This is a genomic window from Shewanella sp. MF05956 (assembly GCF_059758055.1).
In genome coordinates this window covers 199,064-219,180 of sequence record NZ_JCAYNV010000005.1, presented here as the reverse complement: position 1 = coordinate 219,180, position 20,117 = coordinate 199,064, and the positions used below count along the sequence as shown (strand labels likewise).

13 protein-coding genes and 1 tRNA gene are annotated in these 20,117 nt (G+C 41.4%); 3 read left to right on the top strand and 11 right to left on the bottom strand.

Annotation, left to right across the window (positions count from 1 at the left end; translation table 11 throughout):
• Positions 1-20 precede the first annotated feature (20 nt).
• A complete protein-coding gene (locus AC19MX_RS07765; RefSeq protein WP_498297455.1) occupies positions 21-2,036 on the bottom strand; it encodes an oxidoreductase in 2,016 nt (671 codons plus the stop codon).
• Positions 2,037-2,199: 163 nt separating this feature from the next.
• Here AC19MX_RS07765 and sppA point away from each other — a divergent pair, with 163 nt between their 5' ends.
• Both sppA and ansA read left to right on the top strand, forming a co-directional pair.
• Positions 2,200-4,044 carry a signal peptide peptidase SppA gene (gene sppA / locus AC19MX_RS07760; protein WP_498297454.1) on the top strand — a complete coding sequence of 615 codons (1,845 nt, stop codon included), beginning with the start codon at positions 2,200-2,202 and terminating at the stop codon, positions 4,042-4,044.
• A 155-nt stretch (positions 4,045-4,199) separates the two neighbouring features.
• Positions 4,200-5,213 carry an asparaginase gene (gene ansA, locus AC19MX_RS07755; protein ID WP_498297452.1) on the top strand — a complete coding sequence of 338 codons (1,014 nt, stop codon included), beginning with the start codon at positions 4,200-4,202 and terminating at the stop codon, positions 5,211-5,213.
• A 140-nt stretch (positions 5,214-5,353) separates the two neighbouring features.
• Here the strand turns inward: ansA and AC19MX_RS07750 are convergent, their stop codons facing one another.
• From AC19MX_RS07750 to AC19MX_RS07730, 5 genes are all read right to left on the bottom strand, one after another.
• Positions 5,354-5,635, bottom strand: a complete 282-nt coding sequence (locus AC19MX_RS07750) for a YeaC family protein (protein WP_432401921.1) — start codon at positions 5,633-5,635, stop codon at positions 5,354-5,356.
• The gene (locus AC19MX_RS07745) at positions 5,632-5,949 is read right to left on the bottom strand and encodes a zinc ribbon domain-containing protein (protein ID WP_160054759.1); all 318 of its coding nucleotides are present in this window, start codon (positions 5,947-5,949) and stop codon (positions 5,632-5,634) included. Before AC19MX_RS07745 ends, AC19MX_RS07750 begins: the two co-directional genes overlap by 4 nt.
• A 31-nt stretch (positions 5,950-5,980) precedes the next feature.
• On the bottom strand, positions 5,981-7,105 hold the full coding sequence (locus tag AC19MX_RS07740) for a M14 family metallopeptidase (protein ID WP_432401924.1): 1,125 nt from the start codon (positions 7,103-7,105) through the stop codon (positions 5,981-5,983).
• Between the two features lie 104 nt (positions 7,106-7,209).
• Entirely contained in the window at positions 7,210-7,869 is a 660-nt protein-coding gene (locus tag AC19MX_RS07735) for a response regulator transcription factor (protein WP_498297450.1), read from the bottom strand.
• A 158-nt stretch (positions 7,870-8,027) separates the two neighbouring features.
• Complete coding sequence (locus AC19MX_RS07730) at positions 8,028-9,827, bottom strand: DUF885 domain-containing protein (RefSeq protein ID WP_432401928.1); 1,800 nt, start codon at positions 9,825-9,827, stop codon at positions 8,028-8,030.
• A gap of 269 nt (positions 9,828-10,096) precedes the next feature.
• Here AC19MX_RS07730 and yegS point away from each other — a divergent pair, with 269 nt between their 5' ends.
• Positions 10,097-11,041 (top strand): lipid kinase YegS, encoded by a 945-nt coding sequence (yegS, locus tag AC19MX_RS07725; RefSeq protein WP_432401930.1) that lies wholly within the window; start codon positions 10,097-10,099, stop codon positions 11,039-11,041.
• Between the two features lie 84 nt (positions 11,042-11,125).
• Here yegS and AC19MX_RS07720 read toward each other — a convergent pair whose 3' ends face one another.
• The 5 genes from AC19MX_RS07720 to AC19MX_RS07700 form a co-directional block, all read right to left on the bottom strand.
• The gene (locus tag AC19MX_RS07720; RefSeq protein ID WP_498297448.1) at positions 11,126-12,442 is read right to left on the bottom strand and encodes a DEAD/DEAH box helicase; all 1,317 of its coding nucleotides are present in this window, start codon (positions 12,440-12,442) and stop codon (positions 11,126-11,128) included.
• 134 nt (positions 12,443-12,576) lie between these two features.
• Positions 12,577-12,666: transfer RNA gene (locus AC19MX_RS07715), tRNA-Ser, on the bottom strand.
• A gap of 238 nt (positions 12,667-12,904) precedes the next feature.
• Positions 12,905-13,528 (bottom strand): YchE family NAAT transporter, encoded by a 624-nt coding sequence (locus tag AC19MX_RS07710; RefSeq protein WP_498297447.1) that lies wholly within the window; start codon positions 13,526-13,528, stop codon positions 12,905-12,907.
• Positions 13,529-13,840: 312 nt separating this feature from the next.
• Complete coding sequence (locus AC19MX_RS07705) at positions 13,841-16,747, bottom strand: TonB-dependent receptor domain-containing protein (protein ID WP_498297445.1); 2,907 nt, start codon at positions 16,745-16,747, stop codon at positions 13,841-13,843.
• 1,254 nt (positions 16,748-18,001) lie between these two features.
• Complete coding sequence (locus tag AC19MX_RS07700; RefSeq protein ID WP_498297443.1) at positions 18,002-20,053, bottom strand: dipeptidyl-peptidase 5; 2,052 nt, start codon at positions 20,051-20,053, stop codon at positions 18,002-18,004.
• Between the last annotated feature and the right edge of the window lie 64 nt (positions 20,054-20,117).

The following is a 20,117-nucleotide window of genomic DNA, read 5'->3' as shown; positions in this document are numbered from 1 at the left end:
CTCAAAAGCCTTAACTGAACTTAAATCACCATGGCCAACTCAGCACCCTGACGGATAGCACGCTTAGCATCAAGCTCTGCTGCCACATCTACTCCACCAATAAGATGGACAGGTAAGCCACTGGCTTTCATTTCATCCACTAATGTGGTGTTAGACACTTGTCCAGCACACAATACAACGTTATCAACGGCAAGAATTTCAGAGTGTTCACCCACTTTGATATGCAGACCTTGCTCATCAAACTTTTCATAACTCACACCGGTTTTCATTTTCACTTCATGCTGCTTTAACACACTGCGGTGGATCCAACCGGTAGTTTTACCCAGGCCTTTGCCCATTTTAGTGGTTTTACGTTGCAGCAGATACACATCACGACCCGGATGATGTTCAGCCTCTTCGGTTAAACCGCCAGCATGTTGGTAGGTTTTATCGATACCCCATTGCTGTAACCATTTATCTGTTTGTAAGCTGGTCGATTCACGTTCACATAAAAAGTGCGCCATATCAAAACCAATACCGCCAGCACCGATTAACGCAACAGTTTGACCAATTTCAACCTGACCATTGAGCACTTGTTGATAATCAACCACTTTAGGATTATCAAAGCCCGGTAATTTAAGTTCGCGCGGCACCACACCAGATGAAATAACCACTTCATCAAACTTTTCAGTGGCTAACACAGCAGCATCCAATTTAGTGTTTAAACGTAAATCAATCTTGTGTAATTTAATCTGATTAATAAAGTAACGAATGGTTTCGTTAAACTCTTCTTTACCTGGGATTTTACGCGCCAAGTTAAACTGACCACCGACTTCAGATTTGGCTTCAAACAACACCACATCATGGCCCCGAGTTGCGGCATAAACTGAAAACGCCATCCCTGCAGGGCCTGCGCCCATCACCGCGATGCGTTTCTTATTCGTGGTGGGTGTAAAGTTGATTTCGGTTTCGTAACATGCACGAGGATTGACTAAACAGGTGGCACGTTTCATCGAAAACGTGTGGTCTAAACAGGCTTGGTTACAACCAATACACGTGTTGATGAGTTCAGGAGTATTAGCCGCTGCTTTATTGACAAATTCAGCATCGGCCAAGAAAGGACGCGCCATTGACACCATGTCAGCTTGACCAGATGCAATAATCGATTCACCAATTTCAGGGGTGTTAATTCGGTTTGTAGCAATTAACGGCACCTTGACTTCTTTTTTAAGTCTTTCTGTCACCCAAGAAAATGCACCACGAGGAACACTTGTGGCAATGGTCGGCACACGCGCTTCATGCCAGCCAATCCCGGTATTAATAATGCTGACCCCGGCTTGCTCTAGCCACTTGGCTAATTGCACGACTTCATCCCATGTTGAACCGTTGTCAACTAAATCGAGCATCGATAGGCGGAACACAATAATAAAGTCTTTACCGACTTTTTCACGAATAGCTTCAACAATTTTTACTGGAAATTGTGCGCGGTTATCAAAACTGCCGCCCCACTCGTCACTGCGTTTGTTAGTGCGCGTGCTGATAAATTGGTTAATCAAATAACCTTCAGAGCCCATAACTTCAACACCGTCATAGCCCGCTTTTTTGGCTAATGCGGCACTGGTGGCATAATCTTTAATGGTGCTGCGCACTTGGCGGCCTGACATGGCGGATGGTGTAAAGGGAGTGATCGGAGATTTTATTTTGCTCGGCGCTAAACTGAATGGATGGTAACTGTAACGGCCGGCATGCAATATTTGCATACAAATTTTTCCGCCGCCATCATGTACTGCATCGGTAACAATTTTATGTTTACTAACTTGCCAAGAAAAGCTTAACTGGCAAGCATTAGGCGCTAAACGCCCACGTAAATTAGGGGCGATACCACCGGTCACGATTAAGCCTACACCGCCTTCAGCACGTTCTTTATAAAACGCTGCCAGTTTCTCAAATCCGCCTTTTTCTTCTTCTAAGCCTGTGTGCATTGAGCCCATTAACACGCGATTTTTCAGCTGTGTAAAGCCTAGATCTAAAGGTTCTAGTAAGTGTGGAAACGACATTCAAACATCCTTTTTAAACAAGTGATTTAAACCAGCATACAACGACAATTTGAATTGCTCAATCATTTAAACGGTCGTTTGTTAAAAACCTTTACAATTGAGTTTCACATTTGAGTTGATTTTCAGTTAGGATGACTGCATTAGACTGATAAAGGAGTGGCTAATGTCCGCTAAACCCTCGTTTTTAAAAAGAATGTTTTTACTGTTGTGGAATACGGTAAACACCATTCGCAAGCTTATAATTAACTTTATATTTTTTGGTGTATTAGCCATCATATTTGTGGCGGTGCTCAGCAGTGAAGATGAAGTCGTGGTTGAAGATCAATCCGCTTTAGTCCTGAACTTATCGGGCAGCATTGTGGATCAAAAGCACTATGTTGACCCATTTGAAGCGGCATTAACCCAGGGCCAGGATAACGACCCTAGCGGTGAAATCTTATTGGCAGACGTGCTGTACACCATTAATAATGCGACAGAAGATAAGCGCATTACTAGCATCGTACTTGATTTAGCCAACCTACAAAGCGCTGGGATCAGTAAAATGACCGCCATTGGTGGAGCGTTAACCGAATTTAAAGCTGCCAACAAGTCAGTTATTGCCATGGAGAATGGTTATGATCAAGACCAGTATTTCTTGGCCAGCTTTGCTGACAAGATTTATCTAAATACCAAAGGTATGGTGTCACTTGATGGCTTAAGTCGCTACCGCTTGTATTACAAAGCGGCACTCGAAAAACTGAACATCACCACCCATGTCTTCCGTGTCGGTACGTTTAAATCTGCCGTTGAGCCATTTATTCGTGATGACATGTCTGAAGCAGACAAAGAAGCCAGTAAAGTATTACTCGGCGACATGTGGCAAAGCTACTCCACTATTGTTGCTAGTAACCGTCAAATTGCGCCTGATCAATTGGTGCTCAGCACTGATGCCTACCTTGAGCAATTAGAGCAAGCCGATGGCGACAGCGCACAAATGGCGATTAACATGAAGTGGGTTGACGAATTAGTCTCTGCTGATGCGTTTCGTTTAGCCATGATGCAGCGTGTAGGTGCTGATAAAGATGGTAAAAACTATCGTCAAATTAGTTTTAATGATTACCGCAGCGTCACAGCTCCTATACCACAGTTTATAGAAAATGATTCTGTCGCAGTAATTGTCGCTAAAGGAAACATCCTTAACGGCAAGCAACCTGCGGGTCAAATTGGTGGCGACAGTACCTCTGAACTGCTAACAAAAGCACGTTTTGACGACAAGGTAAAAGCGGTTGTACTTCGTGTAGACAGCCCTGGTGGCAGTGCATTTGCGTCAGAACAGATTCGCCAAGAAGTATTGGCACTCAAAGCGGCTGGCAAACCTGTTGTGGTTAGCATGGGCAGTTTAGCCGCATCAGGCGGCTATTGGATTGCAGCCAGTGCAGACTATATTATTGCAACACCAACCACCCTAACCGGCTCGATTGGTATTTTTGGTATGTTTGCCACCTTTGAGAAGGCTCTGACTCATATTGGTGTTACATCAGACGGCGTTGCCACATCAGACTGGGCCGGTTTATCTCCGGCGCGCGAGCTGAGTCCACAAGTTGCGGCAGTGATTCAACGTCATATTGAACGCGGTTATCACGAGTTTATCTCGTTAGTGGCGCAAGAGCGTCATATGACCTTAGAACAGGTTGATAGCATTGCTCAAGGCCGCGTCTGGACAGGTAAACGTGCGCTGACCTTAGGGTTAGTTGATGAATTAGGCGATATGGAAGCGGCATTAGCCAAAGCAGCAGAATTAGCCAAAATGGATAAGTTTGATGTGAAGCTTATCGAGCAAGAATTATCTGCTGAACAACAGTTAATGCAACAAGTTCTCGGCGCGTCAGCATCATATATGCCAGAAAGTTTTGGTAAAACAACCATGGTTGAGAAAATGGTTAAGCAATGGGCGGGTGTTTATGAAGAGTTTTCAAAATTTGATGACCCAAATAATGCTTACCTTTATTGTGAACAATGTAGCTATTAATCACGGTTAACCCTCTTTTGCAGAATAACCAAGCCGCATAAGATGAAGATTATTCAAAAAAAGCCTGCATTGCAGGCTTTTTTATTGGGTATCGTTAAATAAACTCGTATAATTTGCGATATCTTCAATGGTTGCTTTATTTGAGTCCAAACTTCATGACAAAACGCTCGATTTACGTTGCATATACTGGCGGTACTATCGGCATGCAAAAAACTGCGAATGGGTTTGTACCCGTTGCCGGTTTTTTAACAGATTGTGTTCAATCTATGCCAGAGTTTTATCATGATGAAATGCCTAATTTTGTTATCCACGAATACAGTCCACTCATCGACTCATCGAACATGGCACCACCCGATTGGCAAATGATTGCTAATGATATTCAGGCCAACTACGACAAATACGATGGCTTTGTGATTTTGCATGGTACTGACACCATGGCATATACCGCATCGGCACTGTCGTTTATGTTGCAAGGTTTATCCAAACCCGTCATTGTGACAGGTTCGCAAATTCCATTAGCGCAATTGCGCTCTGACGGTCAAACCAACCTACTTAATTCGTTATACATTGCTGCGAACTATCCTGTGGCAGAAGTCTGTTTGTTTTTTAATAATAAATTGTTCCGTGGTAACCGCTCAACCAAAGCTCATGCCGATGGTTTTGATGCCTTTGCTTCACCGAACTTTCCGATATTGTTAGAGGCTGGCATAAAAATTAACCTTAAGGCGGGAAAAATCAGTGCGCCCACCGATCAGCCGCTCGAAGTGGTGACCATTAGCCCGCAACCTGTTGGCGTGGTGACGTTATACCCCGGTATTTCAACTGAAATTTTTATCAACATCTTGCAGCAACCCGTTAAAGCTTTAATCTTGCTCACCTTTGGCGTTGGTAATGCACCGCAAGATAAACAACTGTTAGACACGCTGAAACAGGCTGACGAACGCGGTATTGTGTTAGTGAACCTAACGCAGTGTTTTCAGGGGAAAGTCAATATGGGCGGTTATGCGACGGGTAATGCACTGGCTCAAGCTGGCGTGATTAGCGGATCAGACATGACCATTGAAGCCGCACTCGCTAAACTGCATTATTTACTATCAATTGGTTTGACATCAAATCAAATAAAACAGCGTATGCAACAAAATCTGATTGGTGAGCTTACTGAAGGATAATCAATAAATCATTGATTTTATATCCTATAAAAAATAAAAATGCGAACCTAGCGGTTCGCATTTTTCATCAATTAATTTCACTCATGGTAGTGAGCGGTCGTACTCTACGCAGAATTTATCGGTTGCTAGCAATGGATAAATTACAGGTCTGCTTCTTTAAACTCAGCAATCGCTTCACCTTTAAACTGTTTTTTCAATTCAGTTTTAGACAGTTCATTAATGTTACCACCTGATGCGATGGTAAAATGCTCCGTTTGATTCAACTTACGCGCTTGATACATCATCACGACTTGTAACGTTGATTCTCGCTGCTGCTCGGTCAACACAGTTCCGTCATCCCATTTACCTAATTCAGTGGCAGACAATAAACGCTGGTACACTTCATCTGGCATTTCATCGATGACTTTATTGATATCGTTCATACTGATTTCCGTTTATGTAACACAATTCTGATCCGAGTGATCAAGTAACCTGTAAAACCTGCCACAAAGCTGGCCACAGCTAAGTACAAGGTGACACCTTGAGCAGGTTCGCCGCCCCAAAACCACACCACTACACCTGCAATGAATAAGGTCAAATAGATAAAACTTTGGTTCATTAAACTGTTTGAACGCTCTATATGACTAATAACAGACAAAGATTGCGTGTTACCAGACAAATCAGTTTTACAATGCGGACATTGTTTGGCTTGGCTGGAAATACGTTTTTGACATTTAGGGCATGCAACTAACGCCATGTTATACCGTTCCTGCTGAGTTCAATTGAGATTATAAGCTATCAACGACAGCGAGCATGGCTACCAATGAAGCCTCGCCTAAATAAATACTGCGCTCTGGAGACCAACCAACAAATGGATCGGCTAGGTTTGCGTTGTCTTTAAACGGCATTTCTAATGTATTAGATAAACATGAAAATGTATTTGCTACCCAGTTAGAACCCACTGTTAAATTAGCTTTACCAGGCTCGTCTTTGTCATAACCAAATTCAGTTTGGAAATCCGCACTGGCAATGGTTAAAGCGCTAACAAACTGTTGTTGTAATGCGGCCATTTTATCATTGTAATTTGGCACACCTTCACAACCCGCTAAAAATACATACGGTAAACCTTCATCACCATGCACATCGTAAAATAGATCTACGCCAGTTTGCTGCATTTTGTTCACTACATAATACACTTCTGGGCTTTTTTCTAGGCTCGGCGTTTGCCATTCACGGTTTAAATTGGTGCCCACAGCATTGGTACGTAAATGACCACGTGCACTTCCGTCTGGGTTCATATTCGGTACGATATAAAAATTTGCCTTGTCTAACAGCGCTTTAGACGTTGGGCAATCGCCGTCTAGTAAACGGTTGAGTAAACCTTCGACTAGCCATTCTGCCATGGTTTCGCCAGGATGTTGACGTGCAGTAATCCAGATATTTTTCTTGTCTGAGTCGCCATCACCAATTTTTAGCAACGTCATGTCACGACCATCTAAGGTTAAGCCTAAATGCTCAAGACTCACTGATGGGTGTAATTGGGCTTCACTAATGAGGTCTAGGTGACGCTCGTAGCTGTAAGGTGCAAAGTAGGCAATTTGCATTGCTTCACAGTCTAGCTCGGCTTGAATAGTGAGTACGCCATTTTCATATTGCGTTGGCAGTCTAAACCAGGTTTGACGGTCGTAACTTGCCACTGCTTGATAATCTTCCCAGCCTTTTGGATAAGATGCAGTGCCTGCGTTAAGGATATTTAAGGTATAAGTTTGACCGACTTCACCTTCTAAACGGAAATTAAACCATTGATAGAATTCATCGCCAAAGTCAGGACGAATAGCGAGTTGAATGTCATCGTGTTTGTCGATCTTGATGACGTTAATATTGCCACCGTCAAAGTTTGCACTGATCCGCATTGGAATTTCCTTTAATTTGCTTGCGCTTATATTTAACCTGAACTCGGTATATACCTTATTTTATGCGCCATAGCTTATCAAATGCGGCTATTGGTGTGAACCTTTTAAAAGCTAAAGCTGTAGCCTTGTCCACGTACGGTATTGATCATTTCTCTAGGCAGATTGCCTTTAACTAACTTACGCCGAGTATTACTGATGTGCATGTCTAAATTACGATCAAACCGGCCATGTTCTTTGTGAAGTACCCGTTGTTGTAATTCCGCTTTTGTCACGACCTCACCCTGATGTTCAAATAAATACTTAAACAAGCGATATTCAGTTTGTGTTAACACTAACGCGTTATCCACTAAATTGACCGTATAGGTGTCGTCTTCAAAGCTAATTTGGGGAGGTTTTACGTCATTAATCGCGGGATGCGAACGGCGCTTCAGCACATTTAGGCGCAGTTGTAACTCACGAACATTAACTGGTTGGCTCAAATAATCGTCGGCACCCAACTCAAGTGCATTAATACGCTCAAGTTCATTGTTCGCATCTGCAATGACAATAATCGGCGTCGGGGCTTGTCGGGCTATCAATAACCAAAAGGAATCCATTTTAGGCACAGAAAAATCAAGTAATATGGCTTCCAGGGTTAACGTTTCCATTTTGATCAGTGCATCAAAGGCGTTATCGACTTGATTGACATAGTACCCTTGCGCGCTAAGTTGATGAAATAACTCATGAGTTGCAGAATGTAGATCAATTAATAGAATGTGTTTCATGCCCAACCACTTAATGATAACGATTTCTATTTAGATTATCACAACAATTAACAACTGACTATGTTCCTACATCACAATATGGGCATTCATTTTCATCAGGCATAAAAAATGGCCTGAACATTCAGACCATTTTATTTACACTCACGCAGCTTTGACGATTATTTTTCGCTCATTAACTGCTTAATGAACTTAACTGGCGCACTGCCATAACTTAAAAACGTTTCATGGAACTGTTTTAAGTCAAAATCATCACCTAACTTGGCTTTTTGCTGCTCACGGAAATCATAAATTTCACGATAGCCAGCATAATAGCTCGTTAACTGGACCTGGCTTAACGTTGCACGGCGCCATTTCCCTTCAGCTTCTGCGCGTTGTTGGAACGCTTCGTTTTCGAGTAAATTGATCACGTCTTGTTCGCCCATACCATTAACCTGGATGCTGTAATCAAGAATGGTGTTGCAAATAACCCGTAAATTCCACTTGTAATACATCAGCCACATTTCAGGTTCAAAATCACCATAGCCCTCTTCTAACATCATGCGCTCAGTGTATACCGCCCAACCTTCAACCATCGCTCCGTTACCAAACAAGCTTTTTACCAGGCTTGGTGATTGGTTTGAATACACAAGCTGGGTGTAATGACCCGGGATCGCCTCATGAATATTAAGCACCTGTAAAATCCAATGATTATATTCACGTAAATAGCTTTCTGCAGATTCATCGCTCATGCCATCTAACGGCGATACGTTATAGTAGGTATTACCGCCTTGATCGTAAGGCCCTGGCGCACTGATTGACGCTCCTGCAAACCCGCGCATGTATTCTGGAGTTTCACGTACGATTAACGGCTTTTTAGGGTCGAGGGTGACTAATTGCTTGTCATTAACAAACTTAATCAGTTCAGGAATTTGTTTGCGTACTTCTTGCACAAAATCTTCGCGTTTAACATGTTTAGCCGATAACACATCGATTAACTGACGAATGGCCAATTTGTCATCTGTTGGCTGTGGCGTGTTGATGTACTTAGACCATATTTGGGTGGTGATTTTAGCCATTTCTTGCTGGATTTGATTTTTGTCCGCAACCGCTTTGTCAAATAGCTGTTTTGCTGTCATCCCAGACTGAATATCAAAGGCAAACTTTTCTTCGTATAAGGTTTCGCCAATACGAAAATCTCGCGCGCCATCTTTGGTCAGTTTGACTTCAAGTGCCGTTAACCATTCAATGTGCTGGGTTATCGCAGCAGTAGCCGCATCAAAACGTGAGGTAAACAACGCTTTTTGTTCTGCCGTTAAGCCAGAGTCTGCGACTTGTTTAACAAGCGCATCAGACAATACTGAAAACGCACCTTGGTTTTGCATGATGGCTAATTGAGTATGCTCCAGTGTTGGATCACTAATGTTAGCTCTTGCCGCTTCGTAATAAGCAGGTACATTTTCTAATCGGGCAATAACGGAGGTTAAACGTTCATCTAGAGGGGCAAAATCTTCGTTAATGATTTGCGCAAAGCCACCGGACACATTGTAGTTAGACGGATCCCATTGCCAGCTTTTAAAACGTTGTACATCCCACTTCATCGACTCAATAAGGTTAACCAGTAATTTATAATCAATCTGCTGATTAGCCGTTAACGTTAATGGATCAAATTGTGCCAGTGCGGTTTCCTGTTTATCAACAAAAGCCAATGTGCTGTCACGGCTCTGCTGATTCGGAATATCAAGGTAGCCATCGTTTACGTGTTTACCACTGTAAAGCGCCCATGTTGGCGACAGTGTCCATAACTCATCAATAAACTGTTGTGAATAATCGTTAAAGTTTAATTCTACTGCGGCTACTGGTGTGGTAACGTCTTTTGTTGCTGTAGTTTGCTCAGTTGCTACACTCGTTTGATTGTCGCTACAGCCTAGCAAACTGGCGAGTGCAAATGAGACAGCCAACGGCAATAATGCTTTATTCATTTTATATCCCTAAGTTTATCGTTTTTGTATTTTTAATTGGTGTTTAATCGTCGCTTACATGGCGTTAACTATCTGGTTAACGCTCAAGTCGAAAAATTGATTCTCACAATGTCCATAGTTAACCATGTTCGTTTACTATTTGCAGCAACTAGACATCTTTTGTGACACTAAATGATACTTATGCCGTCAATAAATAGATATCCATTTGAGCCATTCACTCGTTATCTTTATCGTCTACCCTATTGCGTGTATCTATGAAGGAAAACACCATGCAAGCGAGCCACATTCGACTGATCCTTAACGGTAAAAAAGCGGCGATTGCCGAGATAAGACAAACCGTTATGCTGCTTCGGGATGAAGGTCATATTATCGATGTTCGGGTTACGTGGGAACACGCTGATATGCAGCGTTTTATCGATGAAGCGATTAACGATAATGTTGCACGAATTGTTGTGGGCGGCGGTGATGGAACCTTAAACGAAGCCGTCACTGCGTTGCAACTCACTGACGCTCCTGCAAATAACATAGCGCTGGCTTTATTGCCTTTAGGCACCGCAAATGATTTTGCTAGCGCTTGCCATATCCCTGTACACATTCCATCAGCTTTGCGGTTGGCTATTACAGGTAACGCGTTTTATGTTGATGTGATTAACGCATCAAATCTTGATGATACCCACACCACACCGCAGTATTTTATAAACGCTGCGGTTGCAGGTTTTGGCGCACAAGTCACTGCCGAAACGCCAAGCGAGTTAAAAGATTTTTTAGGTGGCGGCGCTTATACCTTAACCGGATTGGCTAAAGCGCTAGGATTTAAGCCTTATCAAGGAAGCATCACAACCGTTAAAGGAAGGTTTGAAGGCGAGATTGTGGTTGGTGCGATGTGTAATGGCCGTCAAGCGGGTGGTGGACAGCTGTTAGCACCAAAAGCATATATTGATGACGGTTTGATGGATGTAACCTTGTTGAAGTCTTTTTCGCCTTTAGACATTCCCACCGTGATAGAGGAAATATCCACTCTAAGTGGTGAAGCGAAATTTTGTTATCATTTTCAAACTCGTTGGCTTGAAATCGATTTCCCGATTGAGTTGCCACTTAATCTTGATGGCGAGCCATACCCAAGTAAGCAAATGCGTTTTGAAGTTGTACCACACGCGCTGCGAATGGTACTGCCAGATGACTGCCCTTGCCTGTCTGCAAAAACCACGAGTTAACTGGTCACAATATCATTACTAAAGCGCTTAACGTGTAAGCGCCTCATGAGTGAACCTTTAATCCATAAGCAATAAGCAATAAGTTTATAGATTCCAAGGATTTGGCTTTGGTCCTTTCTTTACAGGCGCTTTCTGAGTTTTGGCTTTTCTAAAATCTGTGTTATCGCTTTTAGATTTACCTAAACTTAATGTCGGTCTTTCATCCTGCGTTTTGGGCTTATTTTGACGACTTTTAGGCATGTGATTGAGAATAGACTCTGGCACCGGCTTATTCGGCTCAAATCCATCAATGACTTTACGTTCTAGCAAATGACCTAAACGGCTCTCAATCATGCACAAGTTCTTAAAATCATCTTTAGAGACAAAGGATATCGCTTCACCAGCCGCACCTGCACGGCCTGTACGACCAATACGGTGAATATAATCATCCGCAGGAAAGGGTAAGTCGTAGTTAATCACCCGTGATAAATCGTCAATATCGATACCGCGAGATGCAATCCCTGTCGCAACCAGATACTTAATTTTACCCGATTTAAAATCTGCTAAAATTTGTTCACGCACAGGCTGACTGCGGCCACTGTGTATGCATTCCGCCTCGATATCACGTTTTTCTAATTGGCTGACTAACTTGGCGGCACCTTGCTTAGTTTCAATAAAAATAAGCGCTTGGTCCCAGGCTTCGGTTTTAATCAAATGACTTAATAAAGCAGATTTTTTGTCTTTATCAACCGTGGTTAACCATTGTGAGATTTTTGGCGCTGAGTTTTTATCAGCAATCACTGAGATTTCAACAGGGCGATGAATAGCCGTTTTAGCCAGTGCACGAACTTGGTTCGACAGTGTTGCAGAAAACAATAAGCTTTGACGTTCTGATGGCAGTTTATCAATGATTTTATTGATGTCTTCAATAAAGCCCATGTCTAACATGCGGTCAGCTTCGTCGAGCACTAATACTTCGACTTCGTCAAAATGCACGGCACGCTGGGTGTATAAATCGAGAAGACGCCCAGGGGTTGCCACTAAAATATCGACACCGTCGAGCAACGCTTGTTTTTGCGGCTTTTCATCAACACCACCATAAATCACAAACGAGCTCACACCCACATGTTTGGCATAAGCCACTATGTTACTTTGGATCTGTACAGCAAGTTCACGGGTAGGCGTTAAAATGAGGGCGCGAATGCGCTTTTTGCGTTCCGTTTGCGTGTCGGCTAAACGTTCTAATATTGGCAACACAAAACTCGCGGTTTTACCGGTACCGGTTTGCGCGGCGGCAAGTAGGTTTTTACCTTGTAAAATCACCGGAATGGTTTGTTGTTGAATAGGCGTTGGGTTGCTATAACCCACTTCAGCTAAGGCTTTGACAATAGTGTCGCGTAATCCAAGTGTCGAAAATGGCATGAAATGAGTACTCAATAAGTAGGATAAAAAATAGCGTGGGGTCAGTATAGCATTCACTCATAGGTCAATACACTTGAGTGAAAATAATCTATTAGAAATGAAAAAAGACGTCCGAAGACGTCTTTTTTCATATTTGGCGGTGAGCGAGAGATTCGAACTCTCGTTAGGGATAAACCTAAACACACTTTCCAGGCGTGCGCCTTCAGCCACTCAGCCAGCTCACCAATTTGTCGGATTCAAATACATGACATATTCAAATCCATTTATTCGTTTTCATTAAATATACGCGTTATCAATCTAACCTTGCATATTTAATAAACCATCACATTGTTGTAGACGTTAACGTGCTATAGCAGCTGTGATGTTAATCGTGGCGTACTTTACGCAAATGCCGATAGCGGGTCAAGCTAAATTACCCCACTATCAAGCGTTTGCACAAATGCTCGGCAACTTAGGCAAAATCTACCCAATTAAGGTTGGAAATAAGCCTTTAACACCTGCGGCGATCACTTCAATGCCTAAAGACAACATCAGTAGACCCATTAGACGGGTAATTACGTTAATGCCAGTTTTACCTAATAGTTTAAACAGCATTGGCGCCATGCGGAATAAACCCCAACTTACAAGGCCTAAGGTAATAATGGTTAAAAACATACCAATGTAGTTGGTTATTTGGTGATGCTCCGCTGCAAACACAATCACCGCACTAATGGCACCGGGACCAGCCATTAATGGCAAAGCCAATGGCACAACTGCAACAGATTCCATACCTGAAGACTCACGGTCTTCTTCCTGGTTACGTTTCACTTCACTGATTTTACCTTGCAACATCGACATCGCAATAATACAAATCAAGCTACCACCGGCAATACGAAAAGCCGATAATGAAATACTGAACATACTAAGAATGTAATGCCCTGCTATTGCTGTCACCAATAAAATGATCACTACGGCAATATTTGCATCACGATTAGTATTTTGGCGATCAGCTTCAGTTTGATGGCTGGTTAAGCTCACAAATACAGGCAATAATCCTACCGGATTGATAATCGCTAACAGTCCTAAGAAGAACTTGATATAAAGCATAAAATCCACTAACTAAACCCTCTTGATATTACCTGATTTGAAGCTCAATTCTGAGCGCGCTAATGTAGCCGAAACATGTGGATTTACATAATGAGATTTTTTGTTATTTCAGAGCCATTTTGCCATAAAAAAGCTAATGCGAACATGCGGGAAACTCATTAATATAATTCGCACAAAATCTATCAGACTGATTTATTAGGTTATTACTATTTTTAAATTTTTGCAGCATATTCACTTAACATTTTGACAAAAAAAGGGCTACAAAAAATGCAGCCCTTTAATTTAATAACCAACTAACTTAATCAACTTAAATTAGAAGTTAACTTTCATTCCTACAAACGCACGACGACCTACTAGATCATATAAAGCGTCATTTGTATATCCTGGAGGTAGTTTATCGAATACATTTCGAATACCGCCATTAACAAATAGATTATCACTCACGCGATATGAAGCAGTAAAATCATGAGTGGTAAGTGATGGCACCCAACCTTGAGCTAAATCTTCAGGTGAACCACCATTTGGTGACACATCATAGGTTACGACACGATCAATATAACGCGTTGCCCAACTAAGTTGGAGGTCATCAATACGATAATCGATAGTCATACGTAATTGAAGCTCTGGATCGCCGACTTCACCTTTCTCATCATTGATTTCATCAGGACGGTCTTGGAATTCAAAACGTTCAAGTTCAATCAAGTGGTTACCTAAAAGGCCAAAACTTAGCTCACCAGGCATGTCAAAAGTGGACATATCCATTTTATAACTTGCTTGAAATTCTAAACCTTTAGTGTAGATAGCAGAAGCATTTAAGTACCCTGAACGCACTAATTCGATGTCATTTGATGCGTTACGGTCTATTTGCGAACAATAACCGGCATCTGGTCCACCTGTAGCATCTACACAGTTATCAGCAATATCTTGAGCATCAACAAATAGAATAGCATCTTCAATATCAATATCGTAATAATCTATTGTAAAAGATAAGTTATCAACAAATGTAGGCACCCAAACTAAGCCTAAAGTCATTGATGAAGAACTTTCTGACTTTAACTCTGGGTTACCACCAGATAATGTATCTACACTGACGTTATCGTTGGCTTGGAAACCGCTAGGTACTCCTATTGCCGCACAGTTAGCTACTCGATCAGGATCGTCATTGATATTATCGGCATCACATGGGTCACTCACTGTAGCAAAACCTGGCGACACAGGATCGAAAGCCTCACCAATATTAGGCGCACGAACCGCTTCACCGATTGTTCCACGTAAGCTTAACTCTTCGATTGGCGAGTAGAACATGCCAACTTTCCATGCTTCAGTTTTACCTGCGTGAGAATAATCAGCTGAACGATAAGCTGCATCAACACTTAACTCATGGATAAGAGTCATATCTTTAATTAAAGGAACATTTATTTCGATAAAATATTCACTTACATCATATTCACCAAATGCATCTGGTGTCGCTGCACCGGATAGGAAACCTGCTTTCGTGAATTCATCTGTGGTTGTTTCAGATGTTTCTTCTCGATATTCAAAACCAACAACAACATCGACAGCGCCACCTTGAAGTTCAAAGAACTCAGATGAGTCAGTCGTTAGTGTTCCGCCAATGACTTCTTGCGTTATAACGTCTTGACGAGTTACATCAGCTGAAATCCAATCTTTTGCTTCTTGAGAAGCATTATTGAGTCCAAACGGATTATAGGCAACACAATCTGCGCTATTAACAGATGCACTACTGGTATAACCGTCAGGTTGTGCACTTTCAACTTGACTTCTACAAGCAGCAAGACCGGTGTCAGGATCAATTACAGAATCTAATGAATCAAGGAAATTATTTGGGATTAGGTCATTCAGAGTTTTACGTTGGTTATCGGTACGGCCATAAACGTAAAAGGTTTCATAATCAAACATGGTTTCACTTAACGTAAACCCACCCCGTACTCCACCCACATAACGGAAAGTTTCGCGGACGTTATCAGCTGAACGGTTTCCAAGCTCATCAAAGAATTTGGCAAAACCAAACGAGCTTTGTCCTGCATCAAGCATCGTCTGTCTTAATCCGGCATCAAGGAATGCATTATCTTGAACATTGACACTTACATTACCAAAACGGAATGATGGTTGAAATTGTTGCTTAATATCTGAACGTACATATTTCACATCACTGTAAAAATTAATATTATCATTGATATCATAGTTGAACGTTGAGCCGATATTTATTTTTTCTACGGCAGGAGTGTAGTTTTCATAATCCTCACCATTAAAACAATAATCGCAGCCATCAGGGAAAGAACCGAATGCAAAACTATTCGACAAATCACGCTCTGTTTGCACAAGAGGATTGCCTGCGTCATCGAAGACCCAACGTCCTGCAGCACCACCGAATGCGTTAGCAACACCATTTGCATGGATCATTTCAGAAGAAACATTTCGTCTTCTTAACCTATCAGGAATACCGTCGTTTTCACCAGTATCGGCAGGATTGGCAACTGTGCCCCAACCTTCAAACTGACGAATATCTTCAGACATGACTTCTTTGGTCCTGTCGTATCCGGCAAAGAACGTGACATTACCTTTACCATTAGAAAGGTCTGCACCCGCTAAAATATCAAATGAATGGTCTTTCGTACCTACTCCTTCTAAAGAATCGGAAGCAGTTGCATTGAATTCAAAACCTTCATAGTTATCTTTTAATATAATATTGATAACACCAGATACCGCATCAGAACCATAAATAGCAGATGCACCACCAGTAACAATATCAACTCTGTCGATTAGACTTGCTGGGATCGTTGACAAATCTACCTGTGCCGAACCAGCTGAACCTGCAACATGTCGTTTGCCATTTATAAGAACCAATGTTCTATTCGAACCTAAACGGCGTAAATCTGCTGAACTGACACCGGCTTCAGAATTACTATTATTATTACCAATAATAGTGTTAGTTGCGCCAATTGACGGTAGTTCTGAAAGAACGCTCGCTAAATCTGAATTACCAAATTTGGCTAACTCTTCTGAAGAAATACTCACAATAGGAGCTGGTTGAGTTAATTCCGCTTTTGCAATACGAGAGCCTGTAACGGCAATCTTCTCGATTTTTTCATCATCATTAATTTCATCTGCTGCATAGACTGGTAATGCTAGAGTAGCAACGGTTCCCATTGCCATAGCAAGGCGTATAGAGCGTGATAACTTTGAGTTTATAAACATGAATTCTCCCTGATATATTCATATTAGTAATTAAATTACATCCGTTAAGATTAAAACTTCGAATCGTTTTTTATTTAACCAACCTTAACGGCTTTTCCTTTTTGCAACATAATTTAAACATTAAAACCATTATCATTCAACACTTACAACCATATTTAATCACTCAAATTCATATGTACTCTAAAACGGGACCTTCTCAGGTTTAAAATTGGTGTTTAGTGCATGTAAATTGTCAGCAATACCATTTGTAGGATTGATGTTTTAGAAGGTAGGAGCATTCTATTGAGGGTTAGTTGATACGTAATGATCATTGTAAATTGAATGATTTGAATAAATCATGAATCTAATTAGTCATTGACAGCCAACTCTAACTTGAGCTTTAAGTGTTACCTTTCAGTAGCTTAGAAAAAACACCTTTTGACGACTCTCATTTTTAAGTTATTTTTAAGTTATTTTTAAGTTATTTTTAAGTTATTTTTAAGTTATTTTTATCCACTAATGCTATTAAGATTTAAAGTATTCTCAAATAAACTATGCCTTTTATGACGCATTTTATTTAGATTAATTACTCAATTATTATCATGCATATTTTATTATGTAACAAAAATACATTAAAAATACTGCAGTACTACCACTTAAATTAAAGTTATGCTATCTGCTTAAAGGTAAAAATAATTGATCTGATATCCAATGGTAGAGATTGTATATAACTTATAAATTTTTTTTCTAATTATTTATTATTAATTTGGCATATAGGGCACGTTTACCGTTCTAGAATAAACATCAGTTCATTTAACTACCACAATGAGTTTCTTTTTTATGACTTGGATAATTTCTTGTTCTTTTACTATATTTTAAGACAAACAGAGTAGTGCATAAAATAGACATCTACCCCGTTATCTGCAATTTAATTAACATTGGTTAGTGACTAAATTCTTAAGCGATGAGAACCTGTTAGTCATATATCCCTAAGGAAAGTGCAGTAGATAATACTCTACTGAGTTTTTATGTCTGTTCACTCTCATTATTGCTGAATATATACCCATAAAACGATTTTAGTGGCTGTATACCTTAAAGATATGTCGATAAGCAACAAATCATAACATTGAACATAAAACCATCATGATGAAAAATACTAACATTACTGTTATTTTTTCTCATAAAAAAAGAGATGCCACCTTAGGTGACATCTCTGTTTAATTGAGTCTTACCGTTAAGTCATATTAACGGTATTGCGTCAGTTCATCGTAATGACTATTTTGCTGTCCAGCGATCCATCCAACCGAGTACATTTTTGTACCATTGTTGCAGGTTGTCCTGGTTTAAAATCCAGTGATTTTCATCAGGGAACACTAACAACTCAGATGGGATACCATTACGTTGCATGTAAGTGTATGCCGCCAGGCCTTGACCATAAGGTACGCGGTAATCTTTTTCACCGTGAATGACTAACATTGGCGTTTTCCAGTTTTCAACATAGTTAACTGGGTTAAACTTCTCAAACAGTTCTTTGTTTTTGTCGTACGAACCGCCAAATTCATATTCTGGGAACCATAGCTCTTCTGTTACGTAGTACATTGAACGCATGTCAAATAGACCCGCATGGTTAACAAGACACTTGAAACCATCGTTCCATTTACCTTGGAACCAGTTCATCATGTATCCACCGTATGAGCCACCTAATGCACAAGCATTGTTTGCATCTAACCAGGGTTGCTGAGCAGTGACTGACGCCATGCCCTTTTTAAGATCTTCCAGTGGCTTGCCGCCCCAATCTTTACCGATTGAGTCAGTAAATGCTTGGCCATAACCGGTAGAACCGTGGAAGTCGACCATCACTACGCCATAACCTGCGCCAGCCCAAAGCTGGGCATTCCAACGACCACTGAATCCATTGCCAAATGAACCTTGTGGGCCACCGTGCACTAAATACGCGATTGGGTATTTTTTACCTTCTTCATAATTAGCCGGTTTTATCCAGTAACCATGAACGGTTTCATCATTCCAACCTTTAAAGTTGAATTGTTCAAACTCGCCAAATTTAATATTGGCCAATTTATCTTTGTTGACGTCAGTTAGTTTAGTAAGTTGCTCACCTTCTGCCGTCACGCTGTATAAATCACCTGGTTCAACAAGTGATGACTTTTGGAAAATCAATTTGTTGTTAGTGACCGCGATTAAACTATTGCTGCCTTGATTATAAATAGGACGCACATCACCAAATTGAGTGTTCACTTCAAAAATAGTGACCTGACCCACATCTTGAGCGGTGACATATAAAGTACGACCATCGGCACTGAAATTAAGCGAACTTGCACTGCGATCCCATAGAGGCGCGACTTCTTTTTCTTGTCCTGTGACATTGTCACGTAACATGATGCGGTAACGGTCTGCTTCATAACCTGGCTTGGTCATGGCTAAGTACGCCAAATAGCGACCATCAGCAGAAAACGTTGGCTGTGAGTCCCATGCCGTGTTGGCTTCGGTTAAATTAACCGTGTCGCCACCTGCCACAGGTACTTGCCATAAATCATAATTGGTTGTCCAGGCTTGATCGCGACTTGGCGCTTTTGCGCTATACACCACGTATTTACCATCTGGCGTAAAGGTCACTTCTTCCATTCCAGAAAATGGCTTGGGAGGCGTTTCAGTGTCGCGATTAGCGGTAACATTGGTTGGCTCAGTGATTTTTTTACCGTTTAATTGCGCTACAAATAAATGGTTACGTGCATGGTCTTCCCAGGTATCCCAGTGACGAACCATTAATTGCTTATATTCGCGGCCAGACGTTTTGCTTTCATCAATGGCAGTAAACTTGTCTTTAGAACATGCTAAGTCTTTACACTCAGGAAACACGCGCATGGTCATAACAACTTGCTTGCCATCTTGAGACAATTTGTAGCCATTCACATCTAACGGTAAATCCGTTACCGCGATGGCTTCGCCACCGTTGAGGGCTAACTGATATAACTGACTGCTACCCGTGCGGCTGGCAAGGAAATAAATCGACTGCCCATCTAATGAAAAACTCACATCATGTTCAGTACCCGCAGCAGCCGTTAGCTGTTTAGGTTTAGCGTTTTTGTTGCTTAAATCGAGCAAGTACAGATCCGAACTCGCCTCGCCTTTTTCATCAACGACTTTAACGCCATAAACGAGGTTTTTACCGTCGTTTGACACAGCAGCTGAATGAACTTTATTTAAATTAACGAGTTGCTGCACATTAAAAGGTGTCGGCTCAGCCGCCAGCGCTGACGTTGCCATTCCGGCGGCAACCAGTGCAAATAATACAGAGGACTTTTTCATTGTTATAGAGTCTCAGTTGTTTTAGGTAGAAATCATGCTGAACCTAATTTAGGATCAACATATC

What these genes read in the sequence shown, in the direction of transcription:
- AC19MX_RS07705 (WP_498297445.1), bottom strand. Translation starts at nt 16,747, where the DNA reads ATGTTTATAAACTCAAAGTTATCACGCTCTATACGCCTTGCTATGGCA.
- AC19MX_RS07745 (WP_160054759.1), bottom strand. Translation starts at nt 5,949, where the DNA reads ATGGCGTTAGTTGCATGCCCTAAATGTCAAAAACGTATTTCCAGCCAA.
- sppA (WP_498297454.1), top strand. Translation starts at nt 2,200, where the DNA reads ATGTCCGCTAAACCCTCGTTTTTAAAAAGAATGTTTTTACTGTTGTGG.
- AC19MX_RS07735 (WP_498297450.1), bottom strand. Translation starts at nt 7,869, where the DNA reads ATGAAACACATTCTATTAATTGATCTACATTCTGCAACTCATGAGTTA.
- yegS (WP_432401930.1), top strand. Translation starts at nt 10,097, where the DNA reads ATGCAAGCGAGCCACATTCGACTGATCCTTAACGGTAAAAAAGCGGCG.
- ansA (WP_498297452.1), top strand. Translation starts at nt 4,200, where the DNA reads ATGACAAAACGCTCGATTTACGTTGCATATACTGGCGGTACTATCGGC.
- AC19MX_RS07765 (WP_498297455.1), bottom strand. Translation starts at nt 2,036, where the DNA reads ATGTCGTTTCCACACTTACTAGAACCTTTAGATCTAGGCTTTACACAG.
- AC19MX_RS07700 (WP_498297443.1), bottom strand. Translation starts at nt 20,053, where the DNA reads ATGAAAAAGTCCTCTGTATTATTTGCACTGGTTGCCGCCGGAATGGCA.
- AC19MX_RS07750 (WP_432401921.1), bottom strand. Translation starts at nt 5,635, where the DNA reads ATGAACGATATCAATAAAGTCATCGATGAAATGCCAGATGAAGTGTAC.
- AC19MX_RS07740 (WP_432401924.1), bottom strand. Translation starts at nt 7,105, where the DNA reads ATGCGGATCAGTGCAAACTTTGACGGTGGCAATATTAACGTCATCAAG.
- AC19MX_RS07710 (WP_498297447.1), bottom strand. Translation starts at nt 13,528, where the DNA reads ATGCTTTATATCAAGTTCTTCTTAGGACTGTTAGCGATTATCAATCCG.
- AC19MX_RS07730 (WP_432401928.1), bottom strand. Translation starts at nt 9,827, where the DNA reads ATGAATAAAGCATTATTGCCGTTGGCTGTCTCATTTGCACTCGCCAGT.
- AC19MX_RS07720 (WP_498297448.1), bottom strand. Translation starts at nt 12,442, where the DNA reads ATGCCATTTTCGACACTTGGATTACGCGACACTATTGTCAAAGCCTTA.